Origin of the sequence: Gluconobacter sphaericus NBRC 12467 (assembly GCF_006539125.1) — a bacterium.
Taxonomy (GTDB): domain Bacteria; phylum Pseudomonadota; class Alphaproteobacteria; order Acetobacterales; family Acetobacteraceae; genus Gluconobacter; species Gluconobacter sphaericus.
Map to the genome: position 1 here is coordinate 18156 of NZ_BJMK01000019.1, position 20869 is coordinate 39024.

The window sequence follows — 20869 nt, forward strand, 5'->3', positions numbered from 1 at the left end:
CAGTAATGACCCCCGGCGCGGTTTTGTGGATAAACTGGCCGCATGAATTTCTGCCGCCTGTTCATAGACCGTCCGGTCGCGACGACACTGATGTCCATCGCCATCTTTATGGCGGGGTTCATCTGCTACCCCCTCCTGCCAGTCGCCACGATGCCGGACATGACCACAACCTCCATCATGGTCGTCGCTACCCAGCCGGGTGCTGATCCGCAGCAGATGGCGACCTCCGTGACTACGCCTCTGGAACGCAGGCTCGGATCGATTGCGGATCTGGAGAGCATCGAATCCGACACCAATGCCGGACAGGCCCAGATTTTTCTTGAATTCTCGTCGTCACGGAATATCGACGGCGCCCTGCGGGACACACAGGCCGCACTGCGTGCAGCGAGAGCCGATCTGCCGACCGGAACGATGGATGCCGACCCGCAGGCGTTCAAAATGGATGGAGGTGGCTTTCCGGTCTATCTGATGAGCCTGACCGGCGACCAGAAAACCCAGGCAGAACTCTACGATATCGCCAATATCCGTATCAAACCGCTTCTCGCCGAGGTCAAGGGGGTGGGCCGTGTGGAAGTCGTCGGGTCAACGAATCCTGCTGTCCGCGTCGAGCTTAATCCCGGTCCGCTCTACAAATGGGGTATCGGCTTCGAGGACGTACGTACCGCCCTTGCCTCGGCCAATGCCTTCACGCCCAAAGGCTTCATCGATAGCAACGGCCAGCGGATGATGCTGTCCACCAATGACCAGGCCATCAACGCAGCCCAGTACCGAGACCTGATCGTCGGCTATCGCAACAATTTTTACCCCGTCCGGCTGAGCGACATCGCCACCATCAGCAACAGCGTGCAGGACGTCTACCAGACCAGCTACATCAACGGACATCGCGCCGTCACCCTGGTCGTGACCGCCCAGCCACACGCCAACACCGTGGCGATCGTGAACGGTATCAACGCCAATTTGACCCATCTGCGCGACGCGCTACCGGCGGATGTCAATCTGGTTGTAGGCCTCGATACGTCCCGATCCATCCGTGCCTCTCTCGCGGATGCACGCCTGACGCTGATCCTGTCCGTTGTTCTGGTCGTGCTCGTTATCCTGCTGTTCTTCCGCAAGCTAATCACGACGCTCATCCCGGCCGTAACGGTTCCCATTGCCCTGTCCGGCACGCTCGCCGCCATGGCTGCATTCAACTTCACACTCGACGTCCTGTCGCTCATGTCCCTGACCATCGCGGTGGGTTTCGTGGTCGATGACGCCATCGTCGTGCTGGAAAACATCGCCCGCCACATGGAAGAGGGGAAAGACCGCTACGAGGCCAGTCTGGTAGGCGCTTCGGAAATCGGCTTCACGGTCCTGTCCATCAGCGCCTCGCTGGTCGCGGTGTTCATCCCGCTGCTGTTCCTGCCCGGCGGGGCTGGCTCGATCATGTTCGAATTCTGCATGACAATGATTTCCGCCATTGTCATCTCAATGTGGCTCTCCCTGACGCTGACGCCGATGATGTGCGCGCGTTTGCTGGAAATTGACCACGGCGAGGAATCCCGGAAAGGCATTCTCGGCCACATCGCCTTCATCACGGAAACCTCGCTGGACTGGACGCTCAAACAGTATGGCCGCTCCATGCACTGGTGCCTGCGCCACCCGATTTTGATGGGTCTGACCCTGCCGCTGAGTTTCGTAGTATTGGTGGGTTCGGTCGTGTTAATGCCCAAGGAATTCATTCCCTCGCAGGACATGTCGCTTTTGGCAGGGCGCATCAAGGGCGACGCCACCATGTCGTTCCAGGAAATTGATCGGCGTCTGCGGGAAGTCGGGGCTATTGCCCAGACGGATCCAGATGTCACCTCAACAACCATCTTTAGCGACGACAAGAACAGCGGCGAACTCTACATCCATCTGAAGGAGAAGGAAGAACGCGCCTCCGCCGATGTCATTCTGGACCGGCTCCGCAAGCGTCTGCCCAATGAGCCAGGCGCCGATATTTCGTTCTGGAGCGTTGGCGGGAGCAGCCAGGGCGGCAGCAGTTCCAAAAATACCGGCAGCTATCGTTACGTTTTGCGGGGAGACAACGTCGCCGACCTGTTCGGATATCTCCCGACCCTGCTGAGCGCCCTGCGCGCCTCGGGCAAGCTGGTTAACGTGTCTTCCACGACCGAGGGACAGTCGGTTGCGGCCTACATCACTGTCCACCGCGACACGGAAGCACGCTATGGCATCACGCCGCAGCTGATCCAGAACGTGCTGTATGATTCCTACGGCCAAGCCATCGTTTCTACGATCCATCTGCCCACGACCGAGCATCGCGTCGTCATGGTGCTGGCGCCGCAATACCGCCTGGATCCCGAAATGCTCCGACAGGTCTGGATTTCCACAGCCGCAGGCACGGCGGCTGGTGGCGTGGCCTCCAACCTGATCCGGGTCCGCAGTGATGCGAGCACGTCCACGAACAGCTTCACGTCTCTGGCCACGGCATCTATTCAAAACTCGCTGGCCAACCAGATTTCGGGCAATTCCTCCAACGGCTCCGCTGTCTCGTCTTCGACCGAAACCATGATCCCGCTGACCAACGTGGCTTCCATCCTGTGGAAGCCGCAGCCCCTCGATATCACCCATCGCGGCAGCTATTATTCCGCCAATATCTCTTTCGATCTAGCGACCGGCGTGAGCTACAACGATGCGGTCGATCTGATCAAACAGACCCTGCAGACCACTCATGCCCCCGATGGTGTTCTGGGTGACTTTACCGGGACGGCCGGTGATACCCGCAAGCTCATGATCAACGGCGGCTTGGCGTTCCTCGCCGCGATTGCCGTGATGTATATCGTGCTGGGTATTCTCTATGAGAGCCTGATCCATCCCATCACGATCCTCTCCACTCTGCCGTCCGCCGGTATTGGCGCGGTTCTGGGGCTGTGGATCGCAGGAGAATCCTTCAGCATCATCGCCATGATCGGCATTATCCTGCTGACGGGTATCGTCAAGAAGAACGCCATTCTCGTCATTGATTTTGCAATCCACGCTGAACGGATCGAAAAATTGTCTCCGAAAGATGCCATCTTCAAGGCATCCATCACGCGCTTCCGCCCCATCCTGATGACGTCCCTCGCCGCCGCGCTGGGCGCAATTCCACTCATCATCAGCAACGGATATGGCGCGGAAATGCGCCGACCGCTGGGCGTTTCAATCCTTGGCGGCATGGTCGTCAGCCAGCTTCTAACACTATACACGACGCCGATTGTCTATTTGTGGATGGATGCCATCGGCATGAGCAGCAAACGTTTATGCTACTGGCTGCTCGGCCTTGTGCGTCGACATAGCGGCACCGAGCCCCCTGCCAGACAGGCCTGAATCAAGAAAGCGGCAATTCACGCAGAGGACAGAGTCAGAAGGACGGGAGGGACGTTGTCTGCTGATGCGTCCGGTTGTCGGCGGAAAGCGGCATGATGCCGGGGATGACTTCCACTTCTGTCCGACCCACCACACGTCCTGTCAAAACCATGCGGCTGCTGGCATTGTAGACATGCACGGTGTCACCTTTGCCACCTGCTTCGAGAACTGTTCCTGAGACGGTCAGGTGCAGGCTCGGGCCGGAAAATGTTGCGACAACTGGTGATCCGCGATGCACGAGTTGCGGATGTGCGAGTTCGGATACGCTAAGGACCTGCCCTGCGGCAAGTACACCCCGCGCCTCAAGACCGATAGCATCTTCAGGAGACTGAAGAGCGTCATCTGGAATCAGGCCGATGCGAATAAAGGTTATGGTGACGTCTTCCGGCAGGATAGGCTGCCCTAGATGCATGGCGTGACGCAGGGTTACAGCCCGAATTTCCATAGTCACCGTTCCGCTCACGTTGAAGGCCGTCCGTTGGCCGCCGCTTGCAGAAGAGACCTCAAGGCGTGCGGTAAAATGCTCGCTGCCATGAGAGGGACGATCGATATGCAAGATTGTCGGTGCCGCTTGGTCCGCAACGGGAACCGCAACAGGCTTGAACCCGGTCAGGGCTATCTCAACCCGGGCCTCGGACGGAAGTTCCAGACCCTGCCGGATGACGGGAAGCACGTCATCCACCGTGATCATGCGCGCCGCATGTGTCACGGTGGTGGACACCAGCGGAGAAGCATCGGGCCAGTCCACGCCGAACTGTGCGGCGATGGCTGTCAGTTGCGGACCACCGACCACATAGCTGGCCCCCAATGCCGGGGCATCGCCAATCTCGGTATCCTGTCCCTTGCCCAGATCGGCAAACAGGTCGGACAGGCGTACACGCGGATGATCGACATTGACGTTTGTTCGCAGGGTTGCGGCAGAGGTGGACGACAGTATTGTGCATCCTGCCAGTAGCAGGATGCCACCTTTCAGCAGGATACGGCTCATACTTAGCTACCACCCAGATTGGTCACGGTCTTCATCATATCGTCCGACGCTGTGATAACCTTGCTGTTCATCTCATAGGCACGCTGCGCCGTAATCAGATCGGTGATCTCGGTCACGACGTTGACGTTCGAGTTTTCGACGTAGCCCTGCATGATACTACCGTAGCCGACGGCTTCAGGATTACCCATCATGGCGTCGCCCGACGCTGTCGTCTGGGTGAACAGGTTCTGTCCCATCGCGGCCAGACCATTCTCATTGGTAAAGATGCCAAGCTGAAGCTGCCCGACGAGTGTTGTGTTGTTTTGCCCGGCGATCTGCACACTGACCTGTCCCGACTGATCGATGGAGATACTTTGGGCGTTGTTGGGAATCGTGATCGTGGGGCTGATAAGATAGCCATCCGCCGTCACGAGCGAACCATTGTTGTCCATCGAGAACGTGCCGTCACGGGTATAGGCAAGCTGCCCGGATGGAAGCTGGACCTGAAAATAACCGCGCCCCTGAACCGCCAGATCCAGGGAGTTGCTGGTCTGCTCAAGGCTGCCCTGATCGTTGATGCGGTAGATCGCCGCCGTCTTCACCCCAAGGCCGACCTGCGCGCCAGCCGGAATGGTCGTTCCGGTATCGGACGAACTTGCACCCACGCGACGGAGATTCTGATAGATCAGATCCTGGAACTCTGCGCGGGAGCGTTTATATCCCGTGGTGCTCATATTCGCGATATTGTTGGAAATGGTTTCGACGTTGGTCTGCTGGGCCTGCATGCCCGTTCCAGCGATGTCGAGTGCGCGCATGGAAAATTATCCTTGTCCCGTCAGGGGAAATAATCAGGCCGAGACCTGAACGATCTTGTCGATGGCGTTTTTCTGGCGCGTGGCTTCGGCATCCACGAACTGCGCCATGAACTGGAAATTCCGCTGTATTTCCATCATCTTCGTCACTTCGGTCATCATCTGGACGTTGCTGCCTTCCACCATGCCCTGCACGATGTTGGGCCGCTCCACAGCGGTTGTGGGCTGATCCGTCCGCAGAAGCCTGCTGCCTTCGGCCTGAAGCCTGTTGTCGTCCTGTGCCGTCACGATGCCGATCTGACCCTGTTCGCCGGTTTCGGTCGAGATCACGCCATCGGCGGAAATGGTGATGCGGTGGTCGGTCTGGGGAATAACGATCGGCTGACCATCCCGGTCCAGCAGGGCATTGCCACTTTCATCGACGACAGCGCCGTCCTGCTGTTCCTCGAAGCGTCCTGCCCGCGTCAGGCGCACACCATTGGCGGTGCGGACCTGAAAATACCCTTCACCTCCGAGCGCGAGGTCCAGCGGGTTGCCGGTGGACTGCATATCGCCCTGCTGAAAGTCCCGGTATGTCGCACGGTCCTGCGTGTAGGATTCCGTATCCGCACCCTCGGCCTGTTTGGAGCCGTGCTGATGGGACAGGAAGTCACTGAAAAGGACATTTTCGCGTTTGTAGCCCACGGTCGATGCATTCGACATGTTGTCCGCAACCACGGACATGGCGCGCTGCTGGGCATCCATGCGCGAAAGCGCGATATAGGTACTGTTCTCCATGGGCGTTACAGGCTCCGGTCAATCCCGATTTCGGAGCACAGCGTAGCGGCACAAAGCTTTCCTAATCGTTAAACGAACACCTTCAACCCGACTCGCCGTGACGATATGGTGAAAGAGTCAGCAGCTCCGCCGCCTCTGTCTGCAGGGCTGTCCGTTCCTCTTCCACGAAGGCTGCGACAGCCTGTCGCAGACCGGGATCGAGTATGGCATGGGCCGAATGGGTGAAGCTTGGGAGATAGCCACGCTGGATCTTGTGTTCGCCCTGCGCCCCGGCTTCAACACGGGAGAGGCCGTGTTCGATGGCGAAAGCAATCGCACGATAATAGCACAGCTCGAAATGCAGGAAGGGCCAGTCGCCCTCACAGCCCCAGTTCCGCCCGAACAGCGCGTCGGTCCCCATGAGATTCAGGGCGCCTGCAACGGCTTTTCCATCATGATGGGCCATCATCAGGACCACGCGGTCTCCGAGGCGCTCGGACAGCATGGGAAAGAAGCGCTCCGTCAGATAAGCGCTGCCCCATTTGCGGTCGATCGTGGACTGGTAGAAGCGGTAGAACGCTTTCCAGTCTTCCGGCGTGATGTCGTCTCCGCGGAGCGTGCTGAAGGTCAGACCACAGGACTGGGCAGCGCTGCGTTCCTTACGGATGGACTTGCGTTTGCGGGAGGACAGCGCGGCCAGAAAATCGTCAAACGTCGTGTAGCCGTTATTCTGCCAGTGATACTGAAGGCCTGTGCGTGGCAGATAGCCAGCCCCGGTGAAGGCATCGAGCGAAGCCGCGTCGCAGAAATTGGCGTGCAGGGAGGACAGGCCGAGTTGCGCCGTCGCCTGAATCAGCGCGGCGGCAAGGGCCTGCGCCACGGCCTGCGGATCCGGCAGATCCGGACGCAGCAGAAGCCTCGGGCCGGGCACCGGAGAGAACGGAACGGCGCAGACGAATTTGGGATAGTAGCGGCCGCCCGCGGCTTCATAGGCGCGGGCCCAGTTCTGGTCGAAGACGTACTCGCCCCAGGAATGGGATTTTCCATAAAGCGGGGCGAGGGCCGCGATGGAGCCGTCCGGCGCGCGCAAGGCGGCATGACGGACCAGCCAGCCGGAGCGGTCCGCGACGGAACCGCTGTCTTCAAGGGCGGACAGGAAACCGAAGGAGACGAACGGATTGTCCGCTCCCGCACAGGCGTCCCAGGCTTCGGCCCCGATCTCGTGGATCGAGGCATGAAGGCTCAGGCTCCAGTCGGGGGACGGCATGGTCTCCGCTTCTCCCATTCGGTTTCTCCCGTATCAGGCGATTTCGAACAGCGCCTCGACCTCGACCGGCGCATTCACGGGCAGGCTCGGCACGCCGATCGTGGAGCGTGCATGGCGTCCGGCGTCACCGAACACGTCCACAGCCAGATCGGACGCGCCGTTCATGATGGTGGCGTGGTCGGTGAATTCCGGCGTGCAGGCAATGAAGCCGCCCAGACGGACAACGCGCGTGATACGGGAAAGATCGCCGTCGAGCGCGGCCTTGGCCTGCGCCAGAACATTGATGAGGCAGGCGCGGGCACAGGCCACACCGGCATGGGCCGAAACTTCGTCACCCAGCTTGCCGGTGATAAACAGCTTGCCGTCCACCAGCGGGAGCTGGCCGGACACGACGAGCAGGTTTCCCGTCCGTACGGTCGTGACGTAGTTCGCAACTGGAGCGGCTGCGACCGGCAGCATGATGTCGAGGGCGGCGAGGCGGGATTCGGGGGTCGCGGTCATGGGAAAATCTCCGGTTGGGGCGCCCGGAACGGGCATCTGATAGGGCCATATGTTGAAGCGGGAACGGCCCGATGCCAAGGGGGCAAGCCGAGGCGGGTCAGGTTGGCAGGCTGTCGTCACCCGCAAGGCTTCTGCGGCTGCGTTCGAGTTCTTCGGCATAGCGGCGCAGGGCGTGCTGTTCGGTCAGGGTTCCGATCACCTGCCGGGACTGCGGGTCCTCGACGACGACAAGCGCATCGGCCTCTGCTTTTTCGAACAGTTCGATCGCCTCGCGGATGTTCATAAGCGGTGTGAGCATGGCGTTACGGAACAGGGCCAGCGTTCTGATGGATGTCTGGTCGGCGGGGGCGGCATGCAGTTCCGCCAGATGAACAATACCGTCATAGTGTCCCGCCTCATCAAGCAGCACGATCCGCTGGGCCGAGCCGAGCGGAAAGAGGGTTTGTGCCCGGTTCACGGACGTCTCCGCCGGAAGGGTCCGGACCTGTCCGCGCATCATGCGGCGTACATTGAGTGAGCGCATCCAGCCGATATCGACAGCGGAACGGATGGATTCGCCCCGCAGATGGAAGCGCCATGTTGCGAAGCTGTAGCCGAACAGGCGACGCACGGTCAGAAGAGACAGGACCGCAGCCACCAGCGTGGCACCGCTCATGGACACGCTACCGGTCAGTTCCAGCATCAGGCACACCATTGTCATGGGGCTGCCGATGACGGCCACGGCCATCGCGCTCATGCCGATCAGCGCGCAGGCTGTGACGGAATCCGGCGCAATGCCCAACGGTGCCAGAAGTGTGCCGTAGATCGTCCCTGCCAGAGATCCGAGATATAATGACGCGAAAAACAGCCCCCCGCGGAATCCGGACCCAATGCACAGGCAGGACGCCAGAGCCTTTAGAAGCAGCAGGATGACGGCCATCTGCGCGGTGACGTTTCCGGCAAAAACGGCCCGCATCGCCTCATGTCCGGCGGACAGGACGGATGGATGCAGCGTTGCCAGCCCGCCCACGATCAGACCGCCAACTGTAGGCCGCAGCCAGACCGGACCGGGCATCCGGCGGAACAGCGCCTCGGTCTGGGTGACGCAGAACATTAGGCCGATTGCGGTCAGGGCCGTCAGAACGCTGATGATGACCGCCCCGGCGGTTCCTTCCCAGGATAAGGTGCCCGGCGATGAAATAACGATGCCTGGCGGGACACTTCCCAACGAACGCGTCACGCCCACGCCCGCCAGCGCAGCGACCGCCACGGGAGACAGGCTCCCCAAAGAATAAGATCCGATCACCAGTTCGAACGCATAGAACGCGCCCGCTACTGGAGCATCGAACGCGGCCCCGATCGCAGCCCCCGCTCCGGCCCCTACCAGCACACGCAGATCCTCGCGTCGCACCCGGAAAGAACGCCCGATCCGGGAACCGAAAGCCGCAGCAATCTGGGTAAAACCGGCTTCCAGCCCGATGGAACCACCCACTCCGTTGGACAGGACTGTCTGGCAGACGATGACCAGACTATCCCGAACAGACATGCGTCCGCCATGCAGCGCATTGGCCTCAATGGGGTCCACAGGACTACGAGGCGTAATTTTCGCAATCATGATGCCGAACAGTCCGATCACCAGCCCACCACCGGTCAGCACGGTCACTGTTCGCAGCGGTGGCAGGGCGGTCAGCCCGGACAGATGACCACCTGACACGCCGGATACCCCAAACAACAGCCGATGCATGAAGAAGGTCAGATGGGTGACTACAAAAACGCAGAGACCCGATAGGATCCCGACGAATCCCGCCAAAACACTCAACCAGATCTCGTTTCCACGGACCAAGGTTCGCAGATTCGACGGCGCATGGGGAAACAGACGTGCCTGAAAGCGGTTCATCCGCTGGCGCAGGACGCGGGATATGTCCTGAAAACGGCCGAAAGAGCTGTCAGGAGATGTGGGCGGAGGGGCGGAACTGGTGGACAAGCGGGCTCCCGGGCGGCAGGTGTGATCCTGTTTGACGACAAGCGCGTCGCCGATCAACAGCCGTCATGGAAGGATCATTGATGAAACTACATGTCATCGAACGCGGCGAAGGCCCAGAAACCGTCGTCTTTCTGCACGGGCTGTTCGGACGGGGCCGGAACCTCGGCTTCCTCCAGCGCGGTGCGGCTGCGGATTTCCGGACCCTTGCACTGGATCTGCGTAACCATGGACACAGTCCGCATGGCCCCGTCAGCTATGCGCTTATGGCGCAGGACGTGCTGGAAACGCTGGATGATCTGGGGATCGAGCGTTTCGCCATCGTTGGTCACTCCATGGGCGGGAAGGTCGGGATGATGTTGGCCCTGGCAGCCCCTGAACGCGTCACGAAGCTGCTTGTCGCGGATATTGCCCCTGCCCGGACGGGTCACGGGCATGGCGAGATGATCGCCCGACTGGCTGCCATCACATTTCCCGCATCGCTCGAACGGCGGGAAGGACTGGATCTTCTGGAGCCCGTGGCAGGCAGCCGACCTGTTGCCGAACTCCTTCTGCAAAACGTCCGGCTCGGCGATTCGCCGGGGTGGAGCATCGGTTTTGACGATCTCGTCCGTGACATTCACGAAATCGAAAACTGGCCTGATTTGCAGATTGCCCCCTATGAAGGTCCTGTTCTTTTCCTGCGGGGTGGGGCGTCTCCCTATGTCCGCCCCGAGCATCACGATCAGATCCGGACTCTTTTTCCTCACGCGTTGATCGACTCTTTGCCCGACGCCGGACACTGGCTGCATGCTGAACGGCCACGTGCGTTCCTCCAGGAAATGATGGAATTCCTGCTCAAACTGACCTGAAACAAAATATTACGATATCAAACCAGATTAACATGCGTGGTTTGTGTGAATATTTGTTTTGATTAAGCAACATAAATAAATTCCAATATACTAATTTTCTAATTTTTTAATAAAACTCAATTAAAATTAAAGTAAAAAACTTATTTTTCCGAAAAATTAACGACTAAAACAGAAGTGCCGGAATGGCTCATACAATAATTTTATCAGGATTACGCGGATGTACGCCCTACTGTTCTCCGATACTTTGGTAAATCGTGCCGAAATGCGCGTCTTTACACGAGAGAAAATCTATTCCTCCGCACTGGCCCGGGGCGCAGCTAATGGCGATAAAGACACTATTCGAGCCATGATGATCGGATGGTGGCCTTTTATTCAGGCTTTTGAGCGCGCTATTGATGTGCGCGTCGGCCATCTTCCCATCAAACCGCTCGTCCAGCGCTTCGGACAAACCCGGATCAAGACCTTCTTTTCAGAAGCTCGTGAAGCCGTGCGGGAAATGAAGGAAGAGGAGGGCTCACACGCCATTCTCTGGGCTGATGGCGCAAAAGAATTCGGCCTCGACCTGTTCGGGACCCACTATGACACGCTTCCGAGCGTCCAGAAGCTGATTGCTAATGCCGACAGCGAAGATCCTGTGATATTTTTCTCCTGGTTGGCCGCTGTGGAATACATCGCCGAAGAACTCGCCGCCTATTTGTGCCACGCGCCGAAGTTCACCGGCCTGTTCGCCAAGAATTACTGGACCTGGGGTCTGGCCCATGACGAGCATGAGCATGACGGACCGTCCCATCTGGAAATCGACGAGGATCTGGCTCGCGCTTACTACCCATCTAAAGATCCGGACATCACACGTGCAGCCCTGACCGCCAACATGCGTGAATGCATTGAAATGTTTGAAAAAGCGAGCTTCGAGATTTACGCTACCACGCCTGAAATGGCGCACTAACGCAATCTATAAGCCCTTATCGGCTATCTCCGTGCCCGGCGTGCGGAGATGTTGCCATCGACAGATTCGTCCACCGCAAAGAAAAACTTCATAAATCCCTGTCATCGTGGCCCCCTCCTCCTCTATTGGGAAGGTTCATGATGCTTCTGCCTGTCTCATCGAATCTTGCTGTCTCGTCCCAGTCAGACGCAGCGCAATGACCGCCCTGCTGACCCTGATGAAACAGGTGCGGCTTGCCCGACTTTTCTCTTTCCGGACGGAAATCCCGGAGGGAGCGGAAGAAGACATCCGGCTGTCACGCTGCCGCGTCCTGCGGGGGCTGAACTTCTTTCATTTCCTTCCTCAGATCAGCTGTGGCCCCATCGCCGGCCTCTGCTTGATGCGGAACTACCCGACCTACGGCATGATTCTCTGCGGGTCCGTCCTGTTCCTGCTGCTGGTCTACAATATCTGCTTCTATGCAATCCCGACCGAGAAGCTGGTCGATACCAAGCAGTCGTGGATCCTCAAGGGGCTCAATTTCGCATTTGCGCTCTGCTGGATCACACTTCCGGTCATGGTGTTCCCCTATGGCGATGCCAATGACAGGGTCCTGGTCGCCGGCATTATGGTTGGCCTGACAGCGACGACCATCACACTGATGCCCTTGGCCGGCATGGGAGAAATCATTGCGCTCATGCTGGTCCTGTCGTGCTGCCTCGCCCTTTTCCAGTCATGGGAAATCGATCACGGCTCGTTCTATTTCTATACCGCCATCGAACTGGCCATTTACCTGTTTTTTGTCCTGTCCCTGACCATGGCGGTCCGGACACTGTTCGTAGCGTTTCTGGTCAACCGGTATTCGCTGGAACAGCGCAACAGCATTGTCCAACTCCTGTTGCGGAATGCGGATGATGATACCGGCGACTGGCTGTGGGAGACCTCCACGTCCGGAACGTTGAAGAATGTCTCGGCCAGCCTGGCCTCTGCGTTCGGCAACAGCCGGGAATGGCTGGAAAACCGGAACTTCTTTGACATCCTGTCCGATCTGGCAGGCCCCGCGGCTTTCGACAGAGACGAACGGACAGGCTTTGGACGCCTGCGGCAGTGCTTCGACAACCGAATCTTCTTCCGGGACATCGTGGTGTCGGGAGCACTCCATGGCCAACAGCGCTTCTGGTCGCTGAGTGGGCGCCCCATTTTTCAGGATCGGAATTTCATCGGTTATCGCGGCGTCGGAACCGACGTAACCCAGACACACTGGGCCCAGGAAAGCGCCTCTTTCCGGGCAAGGCATGATCTGCTGACCGGTCTGCCCAACCGCGGCGCCTTCCTCGACGACATGGAAACCTATCTCATCGAGGCCGAGCGCACGGGCGAAGCCTTCGCACTGCTCAATCTCGATCTGGACGGCTTCAAGCAGATCAACGATCGGTATGGCCACTCCGCCGGCGACGAGATGCTCCGGAAAGTCACAGTCGTGCTGAGCAGGACGCTCAACGAGCGCCACAGGCTTTATCGGTTTGGCGGCGACGAGTTCATGTTGCTGGAACGTCAGACAACGCCTGCCCAAGCGGCCAACACGGCTACGGGACTGATCAACGCGCTGACGAATGTTCCCATCCGCATCGGGGAAGGTGTGCGCTGCGCGGTCGGCCTCAGCGTGGGAATCGTTCTCTCGATCGGAGGAACGGAACGGGTGGGAAGCCTGCTGGAGGCCAGCGACCTTGCGCTTTACGAAGCCAAAAGTCTGGGTGGTCACACACACCGTTTCTACAATCCTGAACTGCGCACCGTGGCCAAGCGCAACCGTGACCTGATCCGCGCGCTTCCCGAGGCGCTGGACGAGGGGATACTGGGCATTGTCTATCAGCCCTTCTTTAACACACAGAGCCAGAAACTCTGTGGATTCGAGGCGCTGATCCGCTGGTCACATCCAGAATATGGCCGTGTCCCGCCCGAACGGATCATCCAATTGGCGGAAGAAGCCGGGCTGATCCATCGCCTTGGCGTCTATGTCATGGAGAAAGCCTGCGTTTTCGCCCGCGAATGGGATGAGGGACTGGTGTTGTCGATCAACGTTTCGGTCGGCCAGCTCGAGGCCCCTGCTTTCCTGAAGGACACGTTCCGTATCCTTGAAAAGACCGGCTTCCCGGCTCGCTACCTGCAGATCGAGATGACCGAAAACATCTTCATGGAGCCGGATGCCGCGACCTTCACCCTGCTGAGCCGTCTTCAGAGTGCCGGGATTTCCATCGCGCTCGATGATTTCGGCAAGGGATTCTCATCACTCGGATATCTGCGCTTTTTCCCGTTTTCGAAAATCAAGTTGGACGGCCTTTTTGTACGGGACATGCTACGCGAATCCCGCGCGGCCTCTATTGTGCGAGCTGTGGTTGATCTGTCCATTGATCTGGGCGTGGCGGTTACGGCGGAAGGTGTGGAACGCCAGGAACAGCTATCCTATCTCAGGCGCCTCGGCTGCACAGAAGTCCAGGGATATCTGCTGTCACGTCCGCTTTCCCCGGAAGATACCAAGCGGTTCATGGCCACGACCCCAGCCATACTGGAATCCTCGTAACTCCCAAGGCGGCCCTCACGAGGTCAGCGGATTAGGCGCCGTTTTTTTTCCTTCCTCGGACACACGCCAGCAATACCAAGCCAACGTCGAGCGATGGGGAGCGAAACGTTCCGTTTCCTCTTTCAATATTTTCGGTTTGGGAGGCAAATCCATTTTCCGGATCCGTCTCCATCCCTCCCGCACGCCGAAATCATCAACCGGCATCACGTCAGGCCGATTTAGCGTGAACATCAGGAGCATCTCGACCGTCCATCGACCAATGCCACGCAGGGTGACAAGACGATCGATCAGCTCTTCATCCGTCATGGCAGATGCCTCGGCGCGACTGGGGACGAGACCATCAAGCCGGGCCTGCGCAAGGCCTTTCATGGCCAGAAGTTTGTTTCCCGAAAGACCACAGGCCCACAGTTTTTCTTCGGAAAGAGACAGAATCCGCCCGGGCGCAGGTGGCGGTCCGTCAACGCTCTCCTGCGCGCCCAGAAGACAGAGGCGGCCGAATATTTTTCGGGCCGCCGCGCCATGTAGCTGCTGGCCGGCGATGGCCCGCAGAAGAGCATCATAGGGTTCCTGCCCGTCATCCCCGCGCAGCGTGCATGGCCCGATACGGGCGATGACAGCGGCAAGATCGGGATCCGCGCCTAGAAACAGCGTGGCAGAATCAGCCATCAGGAGCATGCCTTTCCAGAAGTTAAGGTTTGCGTGACTCTTTGTGTCTTTCTTGGGTCTCGCATTACTGTCATGATACGCTAATACAGACGCCCACCCCCAGCCCCGGATAACCAGCCTGCCGGATGACAACCCCGACCGCCCTGGTGCAAAAGGTCTGGCGATGATGCGACGCCACCTTCTCTTCGCCGACCGGCTGTTTTCTGCCAGGTCCTTTTCAGACGGGCTGTGCCGCGTATGAGCGGAACGGTTATTGTCACATCTGAAAAGCCGCAGAAGCGCGAACCCCAGCTCTTCGCCCCCTCGGCGCGGACCGCTCCTGCACGCCCGCAACACGCCCCCGCCGGAACTCGGGAGCGGCTGAGGGATTACGTTCCGCCATCGGTTCCGGTGCGCCCGGTCCTGACGCCGATGATGCGGCCGCAGACCATCGTCGAGAACGGGCCGACGGTTCCGTTCATTTTCTCGGCGGGACTGCACGTGGCCATTCTGGCGTTCCTTCTGATGCAGCATCATGGCATGCACGGCTCGCCTGCTGGGCAGGAACAGCCGCAGGTTGAAATGGTTTTCGATACGCCGCCGTCGAAAAGCAGCATGCGCGGCCCTCGTGCGCGCGACGAAGGTGGCGCTCCGCCACCTTCGTCTGCACAGAGCCCCGAAGAAACTCAGGAAAACCAGCAGCAGCCACAGAAGGAACAATCCACGCCCACACCGGCCGTCCCGACCCCCGAGACACCCGCCGCGCCTGATGTCCCGCAGGAACCTTCGGCCGAATTGCCCAAAACAGCGCCAACCCCGGCCCCCGTCACACCGGGCGCGGCCCCGAACCAGCGCAGCCAGCAAACATCGCCGCATGCCCATCACTCGCAGCGTTCTGTTCGCTCCGACCGGAACAACCCGTTCGCGCATCCGATGGATCTTTCGTTCGGCGAGCAGCCCTCGCCCTATCGCCACCGTCGTGGACGTGCGTCCGGTTCCGGTGGCCCGATCGATATGTCCCTGGGGCCACTCAGCATGAATGGTGCCATCAACGCGCCGTATCAGACCCGCACGAGCGTCAAGGGCGTCAGCGAGGATTACGGCGGGGAAATCGACCGCTGGATCCGGGCTCATATGTACTATCCGGAAGAAGCTGCCCGCGCCGGCGAGGATGGTCCGTCGTCAGTGCATGTCGTGTTGGACCGTTCGGGACATGTGAAATCCGTCCGGCTGGTGAGTCAGTCCGGATCGTACTCGCTGGATGCCGCGACGACCGGCATGTTCCAGGGGGCGCATCTGCCGCCGGTTCCGCCGGACATGAAGGGTGACCATTTCGACATCGACGTGACGATCAACTACATCCTGATCCGCCGGTAAGAAAGGCGCACGGCTTCGACAACGGAGCCGCAATCCCATACAGTCCACCGGGTCACTGCCCTGTTACCGGAGCCCCGATGCGCCGCTTCTGTTTTGTTCTGCTGCCTCTCTGCTTTCCCCTTGTTCTGGGAGGATGTTTCAGCCTTTCGCGACCTTTCGCCGATCCCGGGCAGCAGGCCAGATATTTGACGGCGGCCAATCTGCCTCCGGCCCGGCTGGCCGTCCCAACCCCCACGGAGTCCCTGCTGTCTGACGATGCTGCCGCCCTCTGGGCCCATGACATGGCGCAGGCGATGGTCGGCCAGTCCGTCCCGGCCATCGCACAACCTCGCAAAAAGGGAGACTGGTGGCTGAAAATGAGCGCGGCCACACGGAACGGGGCCATAGTACCCCATTACGTCATCATGACACCGGAAGGAAAAATCCGTGCGGAAACGGATGGTCCTGCCGTTGATATGGCAGGCTGGAGCGCTGGAGACAGGCTGGCACTTCAGGGCGCCGCTGTTCAGGAAGCTCCGCAACTGGCGAACCTGCTGACGGGCATCCAGGCCAACATGATGCAGCAGGACCCGCACAGTCTCATGAACCGGCCGGCAAAGATCTGTTTCAAGGGTGTCACTGGCGCCCCCGGAGACGGAAACATATCCCTGGCCCGCGCCTTCTATGCGTCTCTCCCGGACAAGACCAACACGGTGACGACGACCGAAAAAGGCGCGGATTTCGTCGTCCGCGGCACGGTCGGTCTCAAAACGGGCGCGCCAGGCAGCACCGGACACGCAGTCGATCATATCGAAATCGTCTGGCATGTCCTGACCCCGGACGGGAAGGAAGCCGGGGCCGCAACCCAGCTTCACGACATCGCACCTCATTCGCTGGACGGGGCCTGGGGCGATGCCGCTGACATGGCCGCCGATGAAGCCGCACAGGGCGTACGCACCATCGTCACCAACTATTCAGGCCGTAACCACGCCCCCCTGCCGGAAACAAAACCCGCACCGAAAAAAGCAGCCTGAGACTTTTGCCCTCCGACAGCCATGCTTTCTTTTGCAGGACTGGTACGCACAAACAATGAGACTGGATGGATGACAGGGCGCTCCTGCACTGTTAGAAGGCCCACAACTTCCCTGTCGGACACCGGACGAGGCCGTTTTTCATGAAGATCGTAGCCTGCAACAGTAACCTGCCGCTGGCCCGTGCGGTCGCACATGAGCTGCGGATGCCGCTGTGCAAGACCGTGGTAAAACGCTTCGCCGATGGCGAGGTGTTCGTCGAGATTCAGGAAAACGTTCGCGGTGAAGATGTCTTCGTCGTGCAGAGCACCTGCATGCCGACGAATGACCATCTCATGGAACTGCTGGTCATGCTCGATGCGCTGCGTCGCGGGTCGGCCAAGCGCGTCACAGCCGTCATGCCGTATTTCGGCTACGCCCGGCAGGACCGTAAATCCGGCCCCCGGACGCCCATCAGCGCCAAGCTGGTGGCAAACCTCCTGACCGAAGCCGGCGCCAACCGCATCCTGACGATGGATTTGCACGCCATGCAGATCCAAGGCTTCTTCGACATCCCTACGGACAACCTCTATGCCGCGCCGCTTTTCGTGCGCGACCTCAAGACACGTCTGCCGGACCGTGAACTCATCATTGTATCCCCGGATGTCGGTGGTGTGGTCCGTGCCCGCCAACTCGCACAGCGCCTGAATGTGGATCTCGCCATCATCGACAAGCGCCGTGAGCGTGCCGGAGTGTCGGAAGTCATGAACGTCATCGGTGACGTCGCCGGCCGCTACTGCGTGCTGGTAGACGATATCATCGACAGTGGCGGATCGCTGTGCAACGCTGCCAATGCCCTCATGAGCCGTGGCGCAGAAGGCGTTGAAGCTTATGTCACTCACGGCGTTCTGACTGGCAATGCCTGCCTGCGCGTGAAAGACAGTCCTTTGAACATGCTAACACTGACTGACAGTATTCCGGCAACCGAGGCTCTTCTCGAAACCCCGAACATCCGTCAGATCACCACAGCCAACCTGCTGGCCCGGGCCATGAGCGCCGTTGCCGATGAAAGCTCGGTCTCTTCTCTCTTCGACTGATTTTTCACCGGCCTGCTTCATGGTCCAGCCTTCGTGAATGGACTTCCCTATGTCGCAGATTGCCTCCAAGCCATATTGGTATCTCCGTCACGGTGAGACCGACTGGAATTGTCAGGGACTGGCACAAGGTCGGACTGATATTCCGCTCAATGAAACCGGCCGACAACAGGCTCTGCAGGCTGGCAGGGCTCTTGCTCGCCTTTTCGACAATGAGCAAAAACCTTTTGCCCGTATCGTATCCTCTCCTCTGACACGTGCTTTCGTCACGGCAGAAACTGTTCAGAAAACAATTCAGGACTACACGGGTATCACCCTTCCGCTGCATGTGGATGATAATTTACAGGAAGTCTGCTTCGGAATTCAGGAAGGCACCCCCATGGGGGATTGGTACAGACCATGGATTGAAGACGGCCTTACCCCCGAAGATGCTGAAAGCTTTGCATCATTGACCGAGAGAGCTCGTCTGGCCGTTAATGATGCACTGAAAAAACCCGATATTCCCCTGATTGTTGCGCATGGTGCCCTGTTCAGAGGGCTGCGACATGCGATGAAGCTTCCGGTCGACATACGCCTTCCCAATGCAGTACCGGTCGCGTTGAAATTCACGCAAGCAGGTTGGCAGACTGAGATGCTGGATACATCAGTCTCCGCGACAAATTGCGCTCCAATACACCCCACTGCCCCTCTTGAATATAAAAGTAAACAATGATCTTATAAAAGATCTTCTAGAGGAGAATAATGGAATGGAATTCTTCCATTTAAAAACATTTCATGGAACCACTCTATTTTTCTGTTCGGAAGATCGTATCTTAAAACATTCAAATGAAAAGCAGGCGTCGTACATTGACGTCGTCATTGCCCAATCTTCGGAAAATCCAGCTTTCTTTATTGTCGCACCCGTCAATATCGGGGAGGACGTGGAAAAAATTCATCCTGAAGAAAACACCCTTTTCAAGGATAGGTTTTTCGTTTTTGAAACCGGATTTCAAAACAATAATAAATTGTCCCTTCTTTCCCTTGAAGAAAAAAAGTTTTTTTCAGCAGATCCCTTTGGAAATCTTGCCTTCAATCGAGATGAAAGCCGAGAATGGGAATTTTTTTTCTTATCTCCCAACCAGGTTACAATAGACGAAAAATCTACAGAAATATTTAATGAAATAAATAAGTTTATTTCAAATAAAAATAATATAGAAAAATCCATTTTTGAAATAAGTCAATCGAACAAAAATATCAGGGTTGAGATTTTTAATATATTTATCCGATCCCTGAACGCAACACGTCGTAAAATTTTTTCCAAGATCCTTATAACTGCTTTTTTCAATCTCCCCGATGAAAATTATTTCAATATTCTTGAAATAATCAACTATATCCCTCACGCAGAATGGGTCCACAGGACACTCCTAGAACTAGCACAGTGGAATATGCGTAGAAATGGCTGTTCCATCAGAAAAGCCGCAGGCGAATATGATTTCCTAGGGTATGGACATATCAGAGATCGCGGAAACGGAATTTACTGGGGATCTATAATTCTTGGTATCGCCCGGGAAGCGATCGAAAGCAGACAAGACATTGCTCTTCTGGCGACAGCCCGAGATGAAGGGATTTACTTTCTGGAATGGATAGCACATCACCGCGTCATCGGAATAAAAGATTTCTTTATTTATACCAATGACAATACAGATGGTTCTGATGCCCTCCTGCAAGTTCTTGCGAAAAATGGAGAAATTACCTGGATCAACAATACCGGAAACCATATCCCGGGCATCAACATGCAGTACAAAGCCTACAATCACGCTTTGACAACACTTCCTGAAATTCTTGATTTCCGCTGGTGTGCAGTTGTCGATATCGATGAAGCCATTCTTCCGTCACAAGGAAGTAAAAATAGTATACTCCCTATTATTTCCGCCCGAGATGAACAGGGCGTAGACTGCTTTTTCTTGAACTGGAGAGTGTATTATCCCAACAACCATTTGACATGGTCAAACGGATTGTCTGCAGACCGCTTCATAGAAGGCGATAAACATCCTCTTGTTAAGTCCATTTTTAAAACAAATCTATTTAATTATTCCTACGCACATCATCCGGAATGCTCATACTCTGGACGAATATATGCGACGGTAGATGGAAATATTTATTCCCAGAATCAGACGACAAATGAAGATTTGAACTTTACGCAAACCCCGACGGAATGGGCTCATGTCTGTCATTACCACCTACGTTCCTTCGAAGAATATATCTGGAAATTTTCTCGTGGCGAAAATGACGGAAAAGGTGTCATTAAAAACAAACATTTCAGATACAATAACCCTGCGATTTTTGATTTATTCGCGCAGACTTTTAAGGTTGAAGGAGTATCTACTGCTTCCCGTCTATCTGAAGATATATATGCCGAAGTGCGTCGTCTTCTAAAAATCCCTGGCGTCTCAGACGCGATACAAGAAATAATTTCAAAATACCACAAGGCATCTGCAGTCTTCGTTGAGGAAAGTCTTCAGATCATGTTACTGGATGATCGAATTGACTCACATACCAAGCAGACATGGGAAAATTTATGTTCTTTATGGAGACAGGAAAGACTTCAAAAATAATATAATATTTAAGAAAAATATACCATAAATATTTCTTAAATCTATAAAGCATTGATATTTACTGCACACTATTTTTTCGTATATTCTCAGGTGGCGGTGTGCTGTCCAACCTGAGAAATTCGAACAATGAAGAGCATTCAATTTTTATTGGAGAAGAGGCTTT

16 protein-coding genes are annotated in these 20869 nt (G+C 57.1%); 9 read left to right on the top strand and 7 right to left on the bottom strand.

From position 1 onward, the window contains the following. Positions 1–42: 42 nt before the first annotated feature. Positions 43–3348: an efflux RND transporter permease subunit gene (locus GSP01_RS10645; RefSeq protein ID WP_141353388.1), complete on the top strand. Its 3306-nt coding sequence runs from the start codon at positions 43–45 to the stop codon at positions 3346–3348. A gap of 34 nt (positions 3349–3382) precedes the next feature. On the opposite strand, the gene flgA is transcribed toward GSP01_RS10645, so the two are convergent. The 6 genes from flgA to GSP01_RS10675 form a co-directional block, all read right to left on the bottom strand. Then, positions 3383–4375, bottom strand: a complete 993-nt coding sequence (flgA, locus tag GSP01_RS10650) for a flagellar basal body P-ring formation chaperone FlgA (protein ID WP_141353390.1) — start codon at positions 4373–4375, stop codon at positions 3383–3385. 2 nt (positions 4376–4377) lie between these two features. Next, complete coding sequence (gene flgG / locus GSP01_RS10655) at positions 4378–5169, bottom strand: flagellar basal-body rod protein FlgG (RefSeq protein ID WP_141353392.1); 792 nt, start codon at positions 5167–5169, stop codon at positions 4378–4380. Between the two features lie 33 nt (positions 5170–5202). Continuing rightward, positions 5203–5943, bottom strand: coding sequence for a flagellar basal-body rod protein FlgF (flgF, locus tag GSP01_RS10660; protein ID WP_141353394.1), 741 nt, complete (start codon positions 5941–5943; stop codon positions 5203–5205). An 82-nt stretch (positions 5944–6025) separates the two neighbouring features. Continuing rightward, positions 6026–7189 (bottom strand): GNAT family N-acetyltransferase, encoded by a 1164-nt coding sequence (locus GSP01_RS10665; RefSeq protein WP_141353396.1) that lies wholly within the window; start codon positions 7187–7189, stop codon positions 6026–6028. A gap of 33 nt (positions 7190–7222) precedes the next feature. Next, positions 7223–7690 carry a RidA family protein gene (locus GSP01_RS10670; RefSeq protein ID WP_141353398.1) on the bottom strand — a complete coding sequence of 156 codons (468 nt, stop codon included), beginning with the start codon at positions 7688–7690 and terminating at the stop codon, positions 7223–7225. Between the two features lie 97 nt (positions 7691–7787). Next, positions 7788–9566, bottom strand: a complete 1779-nt coding sequence (locus GSP01_RS10675) for a chloride channel protein (RefSeq protein ID WP_141353420.1) — start codon at positions 9564–9566, stop codon at positions 7788–7790. A gap of 167 nt (positions 9567–9733) precedes the next feature. On the opposite strand from GSP01_RS10675, the gene GSP01_RS10680 reads away from it, so the two are divergent. From GSP01_RS10680 to GSP01_RS10690, 3 genes are all read left to right on the top strand, one after another. Then, positions 9734–10501: an alpha/beta fold hydrolase gene (locus GSP01_RS10680; protein ID WP_141353400.1), complete on the top strand. Its 768-nt coding sequence runs from the start codon at positions 9734–9736 to the stop codon at positions 10499–10501. A gap of 217 nt (positions 10502–10718) precedes the next feature. Further along, positions 10719–11447 (top strand): hypothetical protein, encoded by a 729-nt coding sequence (locus tag GSP01_RS10685; protein WP_141353402.1) that lies wholly within the window; start codon positions 10719–10721, stop codon positions 11445–11447. A gap of 196 nt (positions 11448–11643) precedes the next feature. Further along, positions 11644–14007 carry a putative bifunctional diguanylate cyclase/phosphodiesterase gene (locus GSP01_RS10690; RefSeq protein WP_141353404.1) on the top strand — a complete coding sequence of 788 codons (2364 nt, stop codon included), beginning with the start codon at positions 11644–11646 and terminating at the stop codon, positions 14005–14007. A gap of 15 nt (positions 14008–14022) precedes the next feature. On the opposite strand, the gene GSP01_RS10695 is transcribed toward GSP01_RS10690, so the two are convergent. After that, on the bottom strand, positions 14023–14673 hold the full coding sequence (locus GSP01_RS10695; RefSeq protein ID WP_167495530.1) for a DNA-3-methyladenine glycosylase family protein: 651 nt from the start codon (positions 14671–14673) through the stop codon (positions 14023–14025). 237 nt (positions 14674–14910) lie between these two features. On the opposite strand from GSP01_RS10695, the gene GSP01_RS10700 reads away from it, so the two are divergent. From GSP01_RS10700 to GSP01_RS10720, 5 genes are all read left to right on the top strand, one after another. Beyond that, complete coding sequence (locus GSP01_RS10700; protein WP_141353408.1) at positions 14911–16029, top strand: energy transducer TonB; 1119 nt, start codon at positions 14911–14913, stop codon at positions 16027–16029. Positions 16030–16106: 77 nt separating this feature from the next. Next, positions 16107–17042, top strand: a complete 936-nt coding sequence (locus tag GSP01_RS10705) for a hypothetical protein (protein ID WP_141353410.1) — start codon at positions 16107–16109, stop codon at positions 17040–17042. Between the two features lie 140 nt (positions 17043–17182). After that, the gene (locus GSP01_RS10710) at positions 17183–18115 is read left to right on the top strand and encodes a ribose-phosphate pyrophosphokinase (RefSeq protein WP_141353412.1); all 933 of its coding nucleotides are present in this window, start codon (positions 17183–17185) and stop codon (positions 18113–18115) included. A 49-nt stretch (positions 18116–18164) separates the two neighbouring features. Beyond that, positions 18165–18824, top strand: coding sequence for a histidine phosphatase family protein (locus GSP01_RS10715; RefSeq protein WP_141353414.1), 660 nt, complete (start codon positions 18165–18167; stop codon positions 18822–18824). 34 nt (positions 18825–18858) lie between these two features. Beyond that, a complete protein-coding gene (locus tag GSP01_RS10720) occupies positions 18859–20706 on the top strand; it encodes a glycosyltransferase family 2 protein (protein WP_141353416.1) in 1848 nt (615 codons plus the stop codon). The last annotated feature ends 163 nt before the right edge of the window (positions 20707–20869 follow it).

Excerpts from the sequence above, each read along its gene's own strand:
- GSP01_RS10720 (WP_141353416.1), top strand. The coding sequence starts at position 18,859 with ATGGAATTCTTCCATTTAAAAACATTTCATGGAACCACTCTATTTTTC.
- flgA (WP_141353390.1), bottom strand. The coding sequence starts at position 4,375 with ATGAGCCGTATCCTGCTGAAAGGTGGCATCCTGCTACTGGCAGGATGC.
- GSP01_RS10685 (WP_141353402.1), top strand. The coding sequence starts at position 10,719 with ATGTACGCCCTACTGTTCTCCGATACTTTGGTAAATCGTGCCGAAATG.
- GSP01_RS10690 (WP_141353404.1), top strand. The coding sequence starts at position 11,644 with ATGACCGCCCTGCTGACCCTGATGAAACAGGTGCGGCTTGCCCGACTT.
- GSP01_RS10680 (WP_141353400.1), top strand. The coding sequence starts at position 9,734 with ATGAAACTACATGTCATCGAACGCGGCGAAGGCCCAGAAACCGTCGTC.
- flgG (WP_141353392.1), bottom strand. The coding sequence starts at position 5,169 with ATGCGCGCACTCGACATCGCTGGAACGGGCATGCAGGCCCAGCAGACC.
- GSP01_RS10665 (WP_141353396.1), bottom strand. The coding sequence starts at position 7,189 with ATGCCGTCCCCCGACTGGAGCCTGAGCCTTCATGCCTCGATCCACGAG.
- GSP01_RS10695 (WP_167495530.1), bottom strand. The coding sequence starts at position 14,673 with ATGGCTGATTCTGCCACGCTGTTTCTAGGCGCGGATCCCGATCTTGCC.
- GSP01_RS10645 (WP_141353388.1), top strand. The coding sequence starts at position 43 with ATGAATTTCTGCCGCCTGTTCATAGACCGTCCGGTCGCGACGACACTG.
- GSP01_RS10675 (WP_141353420.1), bottom strand. The coding sequence starts at position 9,566 with ATGAACCGCTTTCAGGCACGTCTGTTTCCCCATGCGCCGTCGAATCTG.
- GSP01_RS10705 (WP_141353410.1), top strand. The coding sequence starts at position 16,107 with ATGCGCCGCTTCTGTTTTGTTCTGCTGCCTCTCTGCTTTCCCCTTGTT.
- GSP01_RS10700 (WP_141353408.1), top strand. The coding sequence starts at position 14,911 with ATGAGCGGAACGGTTATTGTCACATCTGAAAAGCCGCAGAAGCGCGAA.
- GSP01_RS10670 (WP_141353398.1), bottom strand. The coding sequence starts at position 7,690 with ATGACCGCGACCCCCGAATCCCGCCTCGCCGCCCTCGACATCATGCTG.
- GSP01_RS10715 (WP_141353414.1), top strand. The coding sequence starts at position 18,165 with ATGTCGCAGATTGCCTCCAAGCCATATTGGTATCTCCGTCACGGTGAG.
- GSP01_RS10710 (WP_141353412.1), top strand. The coding sequence starts at position 17,183 with ATGAAGATCGTAGCCTGCAACAGTAACCTGCCGCTGGCCCGTGCGGTC.
- flgF (WP_141353394.1), bottom strand. The coding sequence starts at position 5,943 with ATGGAGAACAGTACCTATATCGCGCTTTCGCGCATGGATGCCCAGCAG.